Below are 15,641 nucleotides of genomic sequence, written 5' to 3' on the forward strand. Positions count from 1 at the left end.
CAATATTTTCTTTATCATTAATTGACTAAGTTAAGAATAGTTGAAAATTTACGATTAATATAAAAAGTCATAAAAAAATATAACGAATCAAAATGAAAACGGAAGGATTAATCCCCTTCCGTTTAATTGGATTAGCTGATAGCAAATATAAATTAAATTACGGCTGCTGCGCCTAACGTCAAGAAAAAGCCAGCAATGGTTGCACTCATTAAGTTAGACAGGGTACCAGCCATAACCGCTTTCATACCTAAACGAGCGACATCACCACGGCGATTTGGCGCCATTCCGCCTAAACCACCGAGTAAGATAGCGACGGATGAAAGGTTAGCAAAACCACATAATGCAAACGAAATAATCGCTTTAGTATGGTCGGAAAGCACTTGTTTACCTGCCGCCAGTACTTCAGCATCCGCTTTCATGTATTCACCGAAGTTCATGAATGCAACAAATTCGTTCACAACAATTTTTTGACCGATGAAAGAACCAGCAACTGTCGCTTCACTCCACGGCACACCAATTAAGAAGGCAATCGGAGCGAATAACCAACCTAATAATAATTCCAGTGATAATTGTGGATAATCAAACCAGCCACCGATACCACCTAAGATGCCATTGATCAATGCAATCAAAGCGATAAAGGCCAATAACATTGCCCCTACGTTCAGCGCCAGTTGCATCCCTGATGATGCCCCAGAAGCGGCCGCATCAATGATATTGGCAGGGCGTTCATCTTCAGCGACTAAATCTGTCGCATCAACCCTATCTTTTACATCTTCTGTTTCTGGAACCATCAGTTTGGCGAATAATAAACCACCTGGAGCGGCCATAAAGGAGGCAGCAATCAGGTATTCCATTGGTACACCCATTTGGGCGTAGCCGGCCAAAACTGAACCCGCTACAGAAGCTAAACCACCACACATAATGGCAAACAGCTCTGATGTCGTCATTGTTGCAATATAAGGGCGAACAACCAATGGTGCTTCCGTTTGCCCAACAAAAATATTTGCTGTTGCAGATAACGATTCTGTTCTTGAGGTTCCCAATATTTTTTGCAGACCACCACCAAGAACTTTAATCACTAACTGCATGATCCCTAAATAATAAAGGACAGCAATTAACGATGAGAAGAAAACAATAATTGGTAAAACGCGGAAAGCGAAAATAAAGCCACCGCCACCAAACAGTTCAAACATTTTATCGGAAACAAGGCCGCCAAAGATGAAGCTCATCCCATCTTGACCATATCCAATAACTTTAGAAACCGCGTCAGACATCCCTTGGAGCACACTACGCCCCGCTGGAACATAAAGAACAAATGCACCAATGGCTAATTGAATTAAAAATGCGCCGCCAACTGTGCGTAGTCTAATTGCTCGGCGATTGCTGGAAAATAGAATAGCTATCGCGATAAGTACCGCCATTCCGATAATACTCATAATGAGCTGCATGGAAGGATCCCTGTTCACTTTATTTTAGGTTGATATATAAGGAAACGTGTAAGTCACCTTGACTCTTAATTTGATGATTATACCTAGTCATCACCAATAACCCGCAATACTCATCACAAATACATACTGCAATAAACAACAAAAATTCACATAATGTGACAAAAGTCACAAAAACTATTCAGTTTAATCTGTAAAGGCACTAAAGTCCCAATTAAGCACAATAAAAACTAAATAGATTTTAATAGCCAATTAGTGAAATTATATAAATATTATTTATGATTCTGTATGCGATTTTACTTGGTGAGATTAAATAACGACAAACTATTGTTGTAAAGTTGTTGGGCTATTTCTGCAGGGGATTCGTGGCGAAGCTCACATAATGAACGAAAAACCCACTCAATACGTTCAGGACGATTTGGTTCGCCTTGAAAACCTGAAACTGGCATATCAGGGGCATCCGTTTCGAATAATAATGAAGTCAAAGGGAGTTGCGACATCACATGGCGAGTTTTATTCGCTCTGTCATAAGTAATTGTGCCACCAACACCAATATAATAGCCAAGTTTAACAAAGGCTTGGGCTTGAGATAGACTGCCGGCAAAACCATGCACAACGCCACGAGCTGGGACATCAAAACGACGTAGCATCGCAGCTAATGGGTCATGGCTTTTACGTGAATGTAAAATAACTGGTAAATCAAACTGTTTCGCTAGCTTTAATTGGGCGGACAACACCACTTGCTGGCGCTCAAATTGCGGGTTTTGCATATAGAGGTCAAGCCCAATCTCCCCTATCGCCACACACTTTTTATTCTTTTTAGCTAGATAATCAGTCAATATATCAATATGTTGCTCTTGAAACTGACTCAAGTATAACGGATGAAACCCCATAGCGGCATGCAACTGCGGGTACTGCTGTGCCAGTTGCCAAACTCGTGCAAAATTATCCATACTCACTGTAGGAATGATAATATCACTCACCCCACTTTGTTGAGCAAGCTGCAAACTTTCAGTGAAGGAATCACTAAAAGGTGGGAAATCAAAATGGCAATGAGTATCAATAAATTGACGTTTAGCCATCACGATTTTCATTTGCGGATATTGCGGCCAAAGGCATTGAGGTAACAGGCTCCGCCGCCAATTCAGGAATGAGCTCATTCGGTACTTGTGGCTCAAGCTGAATATCTAATGGGTTAGACTCAATTTTCTGTGCCAAAGTATGGCTAAAGCGATTTGTGTTGTGGTCAAAGGCATCACCCAGTGCTGCAATAAAATAGCGACCACACCGGCGCCCCGTATGGTAATCTTGATTAAGCGAAGATACCTTACTACCCAGCGCACTACTTTTCAGTGGAACAGGTGGATAAATCTCAAAGACCTGTACATCTTTTGGTGGGTTTTCAATAAATTCTTGTGTTCTACGGTAGCTTTTCAGATGAACTTTTAGCATCGCGGCCATACGTTGTAGGCCATTTTTATCCCCTTCCAGCCACCGAGTCATTCTTTTCACCCATTCAGGGGTAAAATACATTTGGGAAGGAACGGTACGGATCACCACAATAGTCTCTGCACCGCGGCGGTATGCCTCTTCAACTGGGATAGCAGCACTAATGCCACCATCTTGGTAAAGCGTGCCATCAAATTCGACACCTTCACGATAAAAGCCCGGAATAGCGCTGGATGCACGAATAATATCGAGCCAGTTGTCTGCGTCAGGCTTTAGAAAAGCAGCGGAAAAATCATCACTGCGGCTTGCTCCCATATAGAATTCACGGCCTGAATTTAATAAATCGAGCCCTGCTTGTATACGTAATGGGAATTCCTTTGCTGTGGTGTCGACGAGCCAATCTAAATCAATCAGATGACCGCCGCGGATAAAGCGCAGTGGATTGAAAAATGCCGAATTAGTCGTATAACGCGTGATCACACGGCGTGCATAACCTGCTTGCCCACAAATATACGCAGAAAGATTTTGAGCCCCAGCTGAAGTGCCTATCATCAGGTCAAAAGGGTTGAAATCAGAGATAAGAAACTCATCCAGTACACCCGCAGTAAAAATTCCTCGTTGACCGCCACCTTCACAAATCAGGGCAGTTTTTCCCGAGTTGATATTATCAAAGAATGCAAGCGGCTCAATCGTGCCGAGTGTAACTGAAACGTGTTTTCCCATAATGCCTCTGAATGACAGAAGTTCACTTTAAATAGCTCAAAAACAGAATGAGCTTCCCTTTGAAAGCCCATTCTATCCGCATTGTACAATAAATATTCAGCAATATGAGCTATTGAGACATTTATTTACTGATTAGTTAGCGATGACTAAACCATTTTGTACTGATTTTACCCCATTGACTTGCGATGCCACTTGGGTAATTTTATCAATTTGATCGGCTGATTTAACAAAGCCTGATAAGTAAACAACACCATTGACTGTTTTTACTGATACGCTGTTACTCGAAATACCTTTCGTACCCAGTAATTTTCCTTTTACATCCGCCGTAATCGCGGAGTCATCAATGTAGTCACCGGTGTTTTTAGCGCCACTCGAAATGGCATTCCCAGTATCTTTACCTGCCATTTCAACGGTCTTAGATGCACTGTCCCAGGTTTCTGAGGCTTGTTTTTTCAAAGCGCTATCTGATGATGAGCTACAAGCCGCGAGCGCCCAGCTCAACCCAATAACTCCTAACAAACTCAATAGTTTTGCTTTTTTCATAAAAACCTTCCTTTCACTGCAATGGACAACGAATAATATAGCCTAAGTAAAAAAACATAAAAAATAAAGAGAAAGGTGATAAAGACAGAATATTCTTGATGATAAGCATAAAAAAACAGGGAAAGTTGCTTTAAATGAAGTTCGAAATAAGATGACCCACTAACTATGTTAGTCGTGGGTCATAAACACAATTAGTGTTCGCGTGTTTTGCGGAATTTAACGTCAGGGTAACGTTCACTAGTCAGGTTCAAATTCACCATAGTCGGTGCGATATAAGACAAGTTGTCGCCACCATCAAGGGCTAAGTTTTGCTCATTTTTGCGTTTAAACTCTTCGAATTTCTTCGCATCATCACACTCAACCCAACGCGCAGTAGAAACGTTAACGGCTTCATAAATAGCTTCAACGTTATATTCGCTTTTCAAACGCGAAACCACCACGTCAAACTGCAGCACACCTACCGCACCAACAATTAAATCATTGTTAGTTAACGGGCGGAACACCTGTACTGCACCTTCTTCAGATAACTGAACGAGGCCTTTTAACAGTTGTTTTTGTTTTAGCGGATCACGTAAGCGAATACGGCGGAATAATTCAGGGGCAAAGTTAGGAATACCCGTAAATTTGAGCTCTTCACCTTGTGTGAAGGTATCACCGATTTGAATCGTACCATGGTTATGTAACCCAATGATGTCCCCTGCATAGGCGTTTTCGACCTGAGAGCGATCCCCCGCCATAAAGGTTAAAGCATCAGAAATGACCACATCTTTTTTGATGCGCACTTGGCGTAGTTTCATGCCTTTTTCATAAGTACCTGAAACTATACGCATAAACGCAACACGGTCACGGTGTTTCGGGTCCATATTTGCTTGGATTTTAAATACGAAACCGGTGAACTTTTCTTCTGTCGCATTAACTTGGCGTAAATCTGTTTGGCGCGGTTGTGGCTGAGGAGCCCATTCCACTAGGCCATCTAGCATATGGTCAACACCAAAGTTACCTAATGCTGTTCCGAAAAAGACAGGGGTTAATTCACCCTGCAAGAATGCGTCATGGTCAAATTCATGAGATGCCCCTTGAACCAATTCCAGCTCATCACGTAACTGTGCCGCTAATTCATCACCTACGGCAGTATCAAGATCTGGGTTATTCAGCCCTTTAATTATACGGACTTCTTGAATAGTGTGACCTTGGCCTGTTTGGTATAGGATTGTTTCATCGCGTAATAAATGATAAACACCCTTGAATAATTTACCACAACCAATAGGCCATGTGATTGGACAACAAGCAATTTTCAGCTCATTTTCCACTTCATCCATTAATTCCATTGGGTCACGAATATCACGGTCCAACTTATTCATGAAAGTTAAGATTGGAGTGTCACGTAGACGAGTGACTTCCATCAGTTTACGTGTCCGGTCTTCAACCCCTTTACCCGAGTCAATGACCATCAAGCAGCAGTCAACTGCCGTTAATGTACGATAAGTATCTTCAGAGAAGTCTTCGTGACCTGGGGTATCCAATAAGTTAACAAGACAATCATTATAAGGAAACTGCATAACAGAGGTGGTAATCGAAATACCACGCTGCTTTTCCATTTCCATCCAGTCAGATTTAGCGTGTTGGTTAGAGCCACGGCCTTTTACCGTACCAGCACGTTGAATAGCGTGCCCAAACAATAACACTTTTTCGGTTATTGTGGTTTTACCCGCATCGGGGTGGGATATGATAGCAAACGTTCTGCGTGTGCTAACTTCATGGAGAAAGTTCTGATCTGTCATTTAACCGTTCTTTTCGTTTATATACAGATTTGTATAAGCATTCGAAGAGGCTCAATGTGGCTCTTGGCGTCGCAAATCCGTCTTGTTAATCAAAATTGGCGGATATTTTCGCAGATCTTGGGGGTATTAACAATCAAAGCATCGAGGAACAGGCAAAACAGTCCCTCGATGGCTCACTAAATTGACTCAATAAACACCGTCTTTATGCATCAACTAAGCACTAACCAAACGGGCTATTTCATCCCCTAACGCCTGCGTACTGGCATCGCCGCCCATATCACGAGTCAAATGTTGGCGCTGTTTAATCGCTGTTTCTACTGCGGACATAATCGAATCATGCATTTCAGGACATCCCAAATGCTGCATCATCATGGCGGCTGCCCAAATTGTACCAATCGGGTTGGCAATATTTTGCCCTGCGATATCAGGTGCTGACCCATGAACCGGCTCAAACATCGATGGGAATTGTTTTTCTGGGTTAATATTGGCTGAGGGTGCAATCGCAATAGTTCCTGTACAAGCAGGCCCTAAATCTGACAAAATATCGCCAAATAGATTTGACCCTACAATCACATCGTAGAACTCTGGCATTCTCACTAAGTTTGCAGCAAAGATATCAATATGAAATTGGTCAACTTTGATATCTGGGTATTGCTTCGCCATTTCGGCTACACGACTATCCCAATAAGGCATTGAATGAAATAGCCCATTGGATTTCGTCGCTGAACTTAAATGTTTTTTCTCACGTGACTGCGCCAAATCAAAAGCATATTTTAAGATACGGTCGGTACCTTTACGGGTAAAAACGCTTTGTTGCAGTACCATTTCTTCATCCGTACCTTCGTACTGAATACCGCCAATCGCAGAGTATTCCCCCTCAACGTTTTCGCGCACGACATAAAAATCAATATCTCCCGGTTTTTTATCTGCTAATGGGCATCTAATGCCATCAAATAAACGAACAGGACGCAAATTAACATACTGGTTAAAAGCACGACGGATAGGTAATAACAGCCCCCATAACGAAATATGATCAGGAACACCAGGGAACCCTACCGCACCGAGAAAAATCGCATCAAATTTTTTTAATTGTTCTAAACCATCTTCAGGCATCATACGCCCTGTACGGTGATAGGTTTCACACGACCAATCAAAATGGGTAAAGTTAAGTTTTACATTGTGTTTATTGGCTGCCGCTGCTAATACTTTTAATCCTTCAGGGATCACTTCGGTACCAATACCATCACCAGGAATAACCGCTATGTTAAATTGTGACATTGTGAAAACCTCTGATAAATGAATTATGTCTGTTTGTTCTCCAGTTTAGGGGTTGCTGTGATAAAGTATAGATATGAAGTGTAATCCTTAGGTTTACAAACTATGAACAAGCTTCCTTCGTTAGAGGATATCCGCGTTTTTGTCACGGTTGCCCGTTTGATGAGTTTCTCTCAAGCCGCATCACAGCTGTTGGTATCCCCAGCTTATGTTTCTAAACGCATTAAGTTGCTAGAAGAAAATTTAGGACAAACTTTATTTTTTAGAACGGCTCGCTCAATTAAGCTGACTCACGAAGGGCAAATTATTTTACGTAGCAGTGAAGTGATGCTAGCTGAATTGGAACAGATGCAACAACAACTCAACGCCTGTCGCGAAGAGATCCGCGGCAATCTACGTATCAGTTGTAGCACAGGGTTTGGCAGTACTTATATTAACCCGTTTATACTCACATTACGGGGGAGTCATCCTTTATTAGGCATTGATCTCACTTTGACCGATAAGTCTGTCGATATTATTAGTGAAAACATTGACGTTGATATCTGTATTGGCGGTACGATAGCTGAGCAATTTATTGCTAGGCGAATTGCACGGAACCAGCGTATTCTGTGCGCTTCTCCAACCTACTTAGCAACACACGGCTACCCAAAATACCCACAAGAACTGGAACAAAAGCACTTTTGTATTGCGATTAAAGAACGTAATCAAGCCCCCGCGGTATGGAAGCTTGAACACCAGCAAGAAAGTATGACGGTCACTCCCAATAGCAAATTAACCGTCAATAATGGTGAAGTCGCCAAGCAATGGTGCTTAAGTGGTGAAGGGATCCTATTGCGCTCCCAATGGAGTGTGCAGCCTGAGTTACAGTCAGGCCAATTAGTACGAGTGTTACCGCAATGGCATCAAACTGCAGATGTTTATGCTGTATATTCGAGAAGTCTCCGAACGAGTGCTAATCTTAGAGTCTTTATCGAAAATCTAGAGCAATACCTTGCTACTCACTTATCACATGGTTTTTAGTTAACTCCATAAGTTATAAGGTAAACATGAATTGATGACAGAAACAGAGACATTCAAAGAACGTTTGTTGAAATTGCTAAAACAGAAAAAAATGAGTCAATTAAAAGCCGCTGAAGCCCTTGGTGTTTCCCGAACGGCGGTTAACAAATGGACGAAAGGCGGCATGATTGATGAAGATAATCTTGAAAAGCTCGCCACGTTATTGGATGTCGACAAGATATGGTTGAAATACGGTGAGTATACCAATAACCAAGTCACTGTTAGCAATTCAGGCGTCATGCGCAACATCAACGAAGTCCATCTTCAAGAATCCGCAGATATCGTGACCTGGGAGTGGGACTTATTAACTGGGGAATTGAACTACTCGGACAACGTTGAAGCCGTTTATGGTATCAAAATCACCAGTAATGAAGATTTCTGGGCTTTAATGAGCCATGACTCCAAAGAAAAATTAGTTAATGGATATTCTAAAATTATTCGTGAAGGCGGTGCCCATGAAATGGATTTTAAAATTAACTGGGAAGGCGATTACCGTTGGATCACATCCCGAGCAACAGGAGTCAGAGGCCCTAATGGCAAAGTGACAAAGCTGGTTGGGATCAGTTTAGACAACACCGAACGTAAAAACACCGAACTACGCCTACGTAAAATCAAATGCTATTTTGATGTATTATTATCTCATTTCAATCACTTAGTCGTATTTACAGATAAAGCAGGCGAAATATTAGCCAGCAACTTACACAATCAATCGACTGAAATAGATTACCTTGAGCTACAACGTTTATTATATCAATTAGTGATCAACCATAAGTCATGGTTAGATGAAGTATTTCGTACAGGGCGTGGTCAAATCGTATTTCAAGACAAACAAATTACGGCTTATCAACACTTTAATGATGAAAAACAGCCTTTTTTAATGTTTGAATTAAAAGATATTTAAAACAGGTATTTTGCCCCACTTATGGCCTAAGCGGGGCAACTTTGATTATAAATCAAGGACTAATCGTTTAGATTTAGCTCGAGAAACGCACAACATCATCGTTTTCTGCTCAGCTTTTTCATCATCATCGAGGTAGTGGTCACGATGATCAGCTTCTCCCTCAAGTATTGCCGTTTCGCAAGTTCCACAAACCCCATTACGGCATAAACATTCCACGTTAATGCGCTTATCTGCTTCGATTACCTGCAAAATAGACTCATCTTTACCGACTTCTAAACTAAAGCCTGAGCGTTGGAAATAGACTTCAAATGAGTCCCCTTCGCTGGCAACTTCGCCAAAATTTTCAAAATGAACCTGTGATTCACCCAAGTGCTGATGACCCTTTTCAATCACCTCATTAATTAATGATTGAGGGCCACATACATACAGATGGCTATTACTTCCTTGTGCTTTAACTAACTGTTCGACAGACATTCGCTGCCCTTGGCTACCGTCATAAAGAAATAAACGCGAGCCAATACGCTGTTGTAAATGTTCAAGAAATGCCGCCGTTGTACTATCACGAAAACAGTAATGAAGTTCAAAATCCATTCCATTTTCTTCTAATTCATAGAGATAAGAGAGAAAAGGCGTGATCCCAATCCCACCGGCGATCAAAATATGCTTACATTGGTTATCCGGTGCTAACGAGAAAAAATTCTGTGCTGGGGACAAATACAAGCTATCCCCTGGCGATAGCTGCTCATGCATAAATGCAGAACCGCCTTTCGAGTTTTCATCACGCAAGACAGAAATACAATAACTGCCACACTGCTGCGGGTCGCTGATTAACGAATATGCACGTTGCAAACCAGCCTGCTCGCCCATATGAACGGTAATGTGACTGCCTGCGCTAAAAGGCATTAGCGCGCCCTCTTGTGCAACAAACTCGAACATTTTAATATTTGGGCTAATTTGCTCAATTCGACTGACATTGACTGCAATTTTTTGTTGGTTCATCACAGTGCCCCTCTCATCATTCAATATCTAAACACAGATACTTAGTACTTAAATAATCCTCAATACCATATCGAGAGCCTTCTTTTCCTAAACCTGATTGTTTCACTCCACCAAAGGGAGCAACTTCATTAGAAATTAAGCCTGTATTGATACCGACCATGCCACTTTGTAGTTTTTCAGCTACACGATATACACGACTCACATCACGAGAAAAGAAATAAGCCGCTAAGCCATAAATCGTATTATTGGCGCGAGTAATCACTTCATTTTCATCGCTAAAACGAATCAATGTTGCAATGGGACCAAAGATTTCCTCATGAACAATCTTCATTGAGTCATCAACATCAACAAGGACTTTTGGATTAAAGAAATTGCCATACTCCGCTACTTCATTACCTAAGGTTAATTGGCGTGCACCTTTCGCTAGTGCATCCTGTAATAGCTCATTCATACCATCAATAGCACGTGTCGTTATCATAGGCCCAATATCAATTCCCGCTTTAAGGCCATTACCGACTTGCAATTTGGCGACTTCTGCAACGAACTTGACCTGAAATTCATCGAAAATCGTATCTTGAATATAAAAACGGTTCACACAAACACAGGTTTGCCCACCATTGCGAAATTTGGCTTGAACCGCACTTTTTACCGCTTTATCGATATCAGCATCATCAAAAACAATAAAAGGCGCATTTCCTCCCAGTTCGAGTGATGTTTTCTTAATCGTCGATGCGCACTGCTCAGATAGAACTCGGCCAACTTGCGTTGAACCGGTGAACGAAAATTTACTGATAAGCTCATGTTTAGTTAGACGTTCGCCTAGAACACGAGAGTCCCCAGTAATGACGTTAAATATTCCAGCAGGAATGCCCGCTTCATCTGCTAACTGTGCTAAGGCAAGCGCCGTAAAAGGCGTTTCTGTTGCAGGCTTAATGATGATACTACAACCTGCGGCCAGTGCTGGAGCTGCTTTACGGGTGATCATCGCTGCGGGGAAATTCCACGGAGTAATCGCACTACACACACCGATCGGTTGTTTAATCGTTGAAATGCGGTTACTTCCCACTGTTTGCGGGATGGTTTCCCCATAAACACGTTTCCCCTCTTCCGCAAACCATTCAATAAAGGAAGCGGCATAGCGAATTTCACCTTTTGCCTCATTCAGTGGCTTACCTTGCTCGAGCGTCATTAAGCGCCCAAGATCATCAACATGGGCTTCAATCAGCTCAAACCAGCGGCGTAGAATGATAGAACGCGCTTTAGCAGTCAGCTTACTCCAACCTTCCATTGCAGAATGGGCATATTCAATCGCCTCATCCACTTGTGTTGCAGACAGGCTGGGGATCGTTCCCAGCACAGATTGGTCAAAAGGATTAGTCACAGGGATTTTTTTATCTGAATCAACCCATTGCCCATTGATGTAACATAACTGACGAAATAGTGCAGGGTGAGTTAAATGATGCATTTGTGACTTCTCCTTTTATTTTTATAATAAATAACGTGATTACTCAGTGTGCGCACCAGCGACGATTTTATGGAAATGGGCAACGCCGTGCTCGCTGATCCCGCTACGTTGCCTATCTGCCATAATGCGGCCTTGGCCACGATAACCCCGTGAGCGTAATCCTTTTTGTACGCTTTCTACCAAGCGCAGATCTTCTGGGCGGAATACGGTGCGATACCATTCCACTAAGTTTTTCTGATATTCAGTCAGTTCTTCATTGAGGAAATAAATATCATAGTGCTGCAAGGTTTCCCCTGCGTTCACTGGAAACTCATAAATTACCGTCATGAAATCCCCGCCTGGAGGCATATTGAACATGGTGCTTGGCCAAATCCAAAAACCAAAGAAACGTGGGTCTAAAACAGATTCATCAAACTGATAGGAGGATTCAGAGGGTTTTGCCTTGCCAATTTGAACAGTCCAATTATCCAATAATTGGTGTTCGTATACGTTGACATCCACGGAACTGGCGAAACTCACATGATTGGTTGGGCAGTGATAACATTCAATATAGTTATCAACGATAGTTTTCCAATTAGCAGGAGTATGGCTAACAAAACGCGCTGCCAATTTTAAATCGCTAATGACTCCACAAGCTTCTTGCATTTTTTCGGCTAAGCCAGGAAGTTGCTCTTCAATAGGCTGAGGCTCACCTACAGTCATATTTACATAGATAAACCCTGCATGTTCAATAACATGGAAGCTACTTAATGACATTGCATCGGCTTCAAAATTATTCACATTTTCACAATTAGTCGCATGTGCTAATTGGCCATCTAGCTTGAATGCCCACGCGTGGTAAGGGCAAGTAATCACATTTTTGACTTTGCCACTTTCACCGCTGATCAACTGGTGTCCACGGTGTGGACATACATTATAAAAACCACGTAATACATCATCACGACCACGAACAATCACAAGGCTTTCGCCAATGAGCTCACGAGTGATATAGGAATTTTTTTCTTTTACTTCACTAACATGAGCGACACAAACCCATGAATTAGCAAATATTTTTTCTTTTTCATACTCAAAAATATCATTAGACGTGTAATAACGCGCAGGGATTGTCCATGCGTTATCAATATCAAGGTGATCATTAATCGAAATGACTTTAGTTGCATTGCTCATAATTGCCCTCACTTATGTAAACTTATAGTTAACATCTTTTTTGAGAATGTTAATGCAGATCGCATTAATGATCAAATGAAATATTGATAATTTTTTAACCAAAAATATTTAAATCAACAATAACAAATAGTTAATACAATCACCCACAACTTATCTGTTAATGATTGGTTAATTTCTTGTTGACTGCACAATCTTTGCATGGCTATTCTTTGTAAACCAAAAGTAGCATCTAACAAAAAGTACCCTTAAAACACAACGAGTATTCCCTGCAAGCCAACTCTCATAAAAGAAAAATAAGTGAGCAACTGGAGAAGAGGTATGATGAATCACAAAAAATCCGTATTTTACGTGTCGCTAGCTTTTAGCCTAGCGTTAATCAGTTTTGGTGCATTTATTCCTGATAAGCTGGAAGCTTTTTCAAATTCCGCCTTAAGTTTTATCTATAACAATCTAGGTTGGTTTATTCTAGGTTCCGTTTTTATCTTTTTCAGCTTCTGTATGTTTCTTGGTTTTTCCAAATTTGGTCACATACGCCTTGGCGATGACAATGACAAACCGGAATACCGTACAGTCACTTGGATTGCGATGTTATTCAGTGCCTCAATTGGTATAAGTTTGATGTTCTGGGGGGTAGCAGAGCCTGTTTCCTATTATATCAGCCCGCCGATTGGCCAAGGTTCAACAGAACAGTCTGCTAAAGCAGCCATGCAATATGTCTATCTGCATTGGGGTGTTTCTGCATGGGCCTGTTATGCGCTTGTCGGTGTAGCTTTAGGCTATTTCCAATTTAGAAAAAAACTACCATCTTCACTCAGCTCTGTTTTCTATCCATTGATTGGGGATCGGATCTACGGCTCTGTCGGGAAATGGATCAATATATTGGTGATGTTATCCGTCGTCATTGGTATCGCCACATCATTAGGCTTTGGTACACTACAAGTTAACAGTGGTATGAATTACTTATGGGGATTGCCCATTAGTATTTATGTACAAATTGGTTTGATTGCTATTATTACTGTTGTTTATATTGCTTCGACGATTTCCGGGTTACAAGGGGCAATAAAACACCTATCAAACTTAAATATCATACTTGCTCTCGGATTAATGGCATTTATCTTTCTATCTGGCCCAACCCAAACTATCTTAAAAGTTTTATTCCAAGGTATTGGTGATTACGTCCAAAATTTTGTCAGTATGTCATTTCGTACTGAACCCTATAATGACGGTACTTGGATTGCTAACTGGACACTGTTTTACTTTGGTTGGTGGATAGCATGGGCACCGTTAGTTGGCAGCTTTGTGGCTCGTATTTCAAAAGGAAGAACAATCAAAGAATTTATGATTGGCGCAGTATTTATTCCTGTATTAAGTGCTTTTGCATGGTTTGCAGTTATGGGCGGTTCTGCCATCCATTTAATTCAAAACTTAGGGCAAACCGCACTAGCAGATGCTGTAAAAAACGATGTCACATCTGCACTGTTTAAGTTCTTAGATTATTTCCCTGCATCGACATTTATTAGTGTCTTAGCTATTGCCTTGGTACTGATTTTCTTTATCACATCAGCTAACTCGGCGGTATTTGTACTGGGAATGGTCAGTGAAAATGGGAACCCAAATCCGTCTCATGTCACTAAAACCATTTGGGGTGTCATTATTGCAGCAATCGCGATCGTACTAATTATGACCGGCGGATTATCTGGTTTGCAATCTGCACTGGTCGCCATGGCTGTACCGTTATCCATCATGATGCTAATTATGTGTTATTCCACATATAAAGGCCTCAATGAAGAAGTTAACGCACAAGCTGCAGCAAAAAAAGAGTTAAAAGATAATATCCAACTAATTAATAAACCTATTCTTCCTGAAATTGAAAAATAGTCGTCCATAAAAGCACAAAACCCCAATATGTTATGACACATATTGGGGTTTTAATTATATTAATAATAAATTATTCGTTACTTAAATTTATTCATCAGAAAATAGAGTCAAAGCAAGTACTAAAGCATCTTCTCGGCCTTTTTTAGCAGGGTAGTAATCTTTACGTACCGTCACTTGGTGAAAACCTAGCTTATCGTATAGATGCAAAGCAGATGCATTTGATTCCCTCACTTCTAGCCATAACGTGAGAATGCCTTTCTTTACAAGTTCTTCGATAAGCTGTTCTATCAACAAGCGGCCATACCCTTTCCCTTGGTAATCAGGGTGTATGGCAATATTAAACAAGGTCGCTTCATCAAGAACACACTGTGTTATTGCATAACCAATAATCTGATTATTAACGGATATTTTTATGTTATGGTACTTTTCCCCTTGGTTCCCATAAAAAACTCGCTCAGTCCATGGAAAATCATGGCTTAACTTCTCAATTAAGTAGGCGGTTGCGAGATCAGATTGCTTTAGTGTTGAAATTTTCATCATATTGATAAATTTGTTTCCATAGTGCCCGTTTAGCGCTATAGCTTGTACTTAGCTCAGACAAAACAGGTGAAGTAAACATGACTTTTGAACCTTCAGGCTGGATTTCATCACCTAATACCCAACATGGTGTTATTATTGGTGTTGGGATTAAACCTAATTGCTCTGAATTGACACAAACCACATCGTCCTGTGCAATATTCATGGAAAGAAAAATATCTTTTAGCAATTGGCTATTTAAATCAAGGTTCTCATCAGTAATAATAATAAGCTTAGTCGACGCTGGGATCCTTACACCACGTTCACCACGTAACACGGCAGGATTTCTCACCATCCATTGAGTGATCCCCATTTGTTCTAAAAGCCTGTCACGTCGTGTCATTTGATTTTCCAGTCGCAATTTTACAACCACATCTTAT

General features: G+C 41.2%; 14 protein-coding genes. 3 read left to right on the forward strand and 11 right to left on the reverse strand.

Annotation, left to right across the window (positions count from 1 at the left end; translation table 11 throughout):
* Positions 1-152: 152 nt before the first annotated feature.
* The 6 genes from PSE83_RS18020 to PSE83_RS18045 form a co-directional block, all read right to left on the reverse strand.
* Positions 153-1,436: a NupC/NupG family nucleoside CNT transporter gene (locus tag PSE83_RS18020; protein ID WP_180359527.1), complete on the reverse strand. Its 1,284-nt coding sequence runs from the start codon at positions 1,434-1,436 to the stop codon at positions 153-155.
* Between the two features lie 305 nt (positions 1,437-1,741).
* Positions 1,742-2,527 carry a TatD family hydrolase gene (locus PSE83_RS18025; protein ID WP_036958567.1) on the reverse strand — a complete coding sequence of 262 codons (786 nt, stop codon included), beginning with the start codon at positions 2,525-2,527 and terminating at the stop codon, positions 1,742-1,744.
* Entirely contained in the window at positions 2,520-3,617 is a 1,098-nt protein-coding gene (locus tag PSE83_RS18030) for a patatin-like phospholipase family protein (RefSeq protein ID WP_004905737.1), read from the reverse strand. Before PSE83_RS18030 ends, PSE83_RS18025 begins: the two co-directional genes overlap by 8 nt.
* 132 nt (positions 3,618-3,749) lie before the next feature.
* Positions 3,750-4,160: a BON domain-containing protein gene (locus PSE83_RS18035; RefSeq protein WP_004905738.1), complete on the reverse strand. Its 411-nt coding sequence runs from the start codon at positions 4,158-4,160 to the stop codon at positions 3,750-3,752.
* Positions 4,161-4,351: 191 nt separating this feature from the next.
* Positions 4,352-5,941, reverse strand: coding sequence for a peptide chain release factor 3 (gene prfC, locus PSE83_RS18040; protein WP_004905741.1), 1,590 nt, complete (start codon positions 5,939-5,941; stop codon positions 4,352-4,354).
* A 213-nt stretch (positions 5,942-6,154) separates the two neighbouring features.
* Complete coding sequence (locus tag PSE83_RS18045; protein WP_004905742.1) at positions 6,155-7,219, reverse strand: tartrate dehydrogenase; 1,065 nt, start codon at positions 7,217-7,219, stop codon at positions 6,155-6,157.
* Between the two features lie 102 nt (positions 7,220-7,321).
* On the opposite strand from PSE83_RS18045, the gene PSE83_RS18050 reads away from it, so the two are divergent.
* Both PSE83_RS18050 and PSE83_RS18055 read left to right on the forward strand, forming a co-directional pair.
* Positions 7,322-8,236 (forward strand): LysR family transcriptional regulator, encoded by a 915-nt coding sequence (locus PSE83_RS18050; protein ID WP_272661012.1) that lies wholly within the window; start codon positions 7,322-7,324, stop codon positions 8,234-8,236.
* A 34-nt stretch (positions 8,237-8,270) separates the two neighbouring features.
* Entirely contained in the window at positions 8,271-9,176 is a 906-nt protein-coding gene (locus tag PSE83_RS18055; protein WP_136134493.1) for a helix-turn-helix domain-containing protein, read from the forward strand.
* Between the two features lie 45 nt (positions 9,177-9,221).
* Here PSE83_RS18055 and PSE83_RS18060 read toward each other — a convergent pair whose 3' ends face one another.
* The 3 genes from PSE83_RS18060 to PSE83_RS18070 are packed head-to-tail and all read right to left on the reverse strand — an operon-like array spanning position 9,222 to position 12,807.
* Positions 9,222-10,175 carry a PDR/VanB family oxidoreductase gene (locus tag PSE83_RS18060; protein ID WP_036958568.1) on the reverse strand — a complete coding sequence of 318 codons (954 nt, stop codon included), beginning with the start codon at positions 10,173-10,175 and terminating at the stop codon, positions 9,222-9,224.
* Between the two features lie 16 nt (positions 10,176-10,191).
* A complete protein-coding gene (locus PSE83_RS18065; protein WP_004905749.1) occupies positions 10,192-11,640 on the reverse strand; it encodes an NAD-dependent succinate-semialdehyde dehydrogenase in 1,449 nt (482 codons plus the stop codon).
* 39 nt (positions 11,641-11,679) lie between these two features.
* Positions 11,680-12,807, reverse strand: coding sequence for an aromatic ring-hydroxylating oxygenase subunit alpha (locus PSE83_RS18070; RefSeq protein ID WP_004905752.1), 1,128 nt, complete (start codon positions 12,805-12,807; stop codon positions 11,680-11,682).
* Positions 12,808-13,125: 318 nt separating this feature from the next.
* Between PSE83_RS18070 and PSE83_RS18075 the strand changes: the two genes are divergently transcribed.
* On the forward strand, positions 13,126-14,685 hold the full coding sequence (locus PSE83_RS18075; RefSeq protein ID WP_004905756.1) for a BCCT family transporter: 1,560 nt from the start codon (positions 13,126-13,128) through the stop codon (positions 14,683-14,685).
* A gap of 87 nt (positions 14,686-14,772) precedes the next feature.
* Here PSE83_RS18075 and rimI read toward each other — a convergent pair whose 3' ends face one another.
* Together rimI and PSE83_RS18085 are read right to left on the reverse strand one after the other, a co-directional pair.
* The gene (gene rimI, locus PSE83_RS18080; protein ID WP_004905758.1) at positions 14,773-15,225 is read right to left on the reverse strand and encodes a ribosomal protein S18-alanine N-acetyltransferase; all 453 of its coding nucleotides are present in this window, start codon (positions 15,223-15,225) and stop codon (positions 14,773-14,775) included.
* Positions 15,194-15,604, reverse strand: a complete 411-nt coding sequence (locus PSE83_RS18085) for a DNA polymerase III subunit psi (protein WP_036958569.1) — start codon at positions 15,602-15,604, stop codon at positions 15,194-15,196. The genes rimI and PSE83_RS18085 overlap by 32 nt, the downstream gene beginning before the upstream one ends.
* Positions 15,605-15,641: the final 37 nt, after the last annotated feature.

It is taken from the genome of Providencia sp. PROV150, assembly GCF_028481025.1.
GTDB classification, from domain to species: Bacteria; Pseudomonadota; Gammaproteobacteria; order Enterobacterales; family Enterobacteriaceae; genus Providencia; species Providencia hangzhouensis.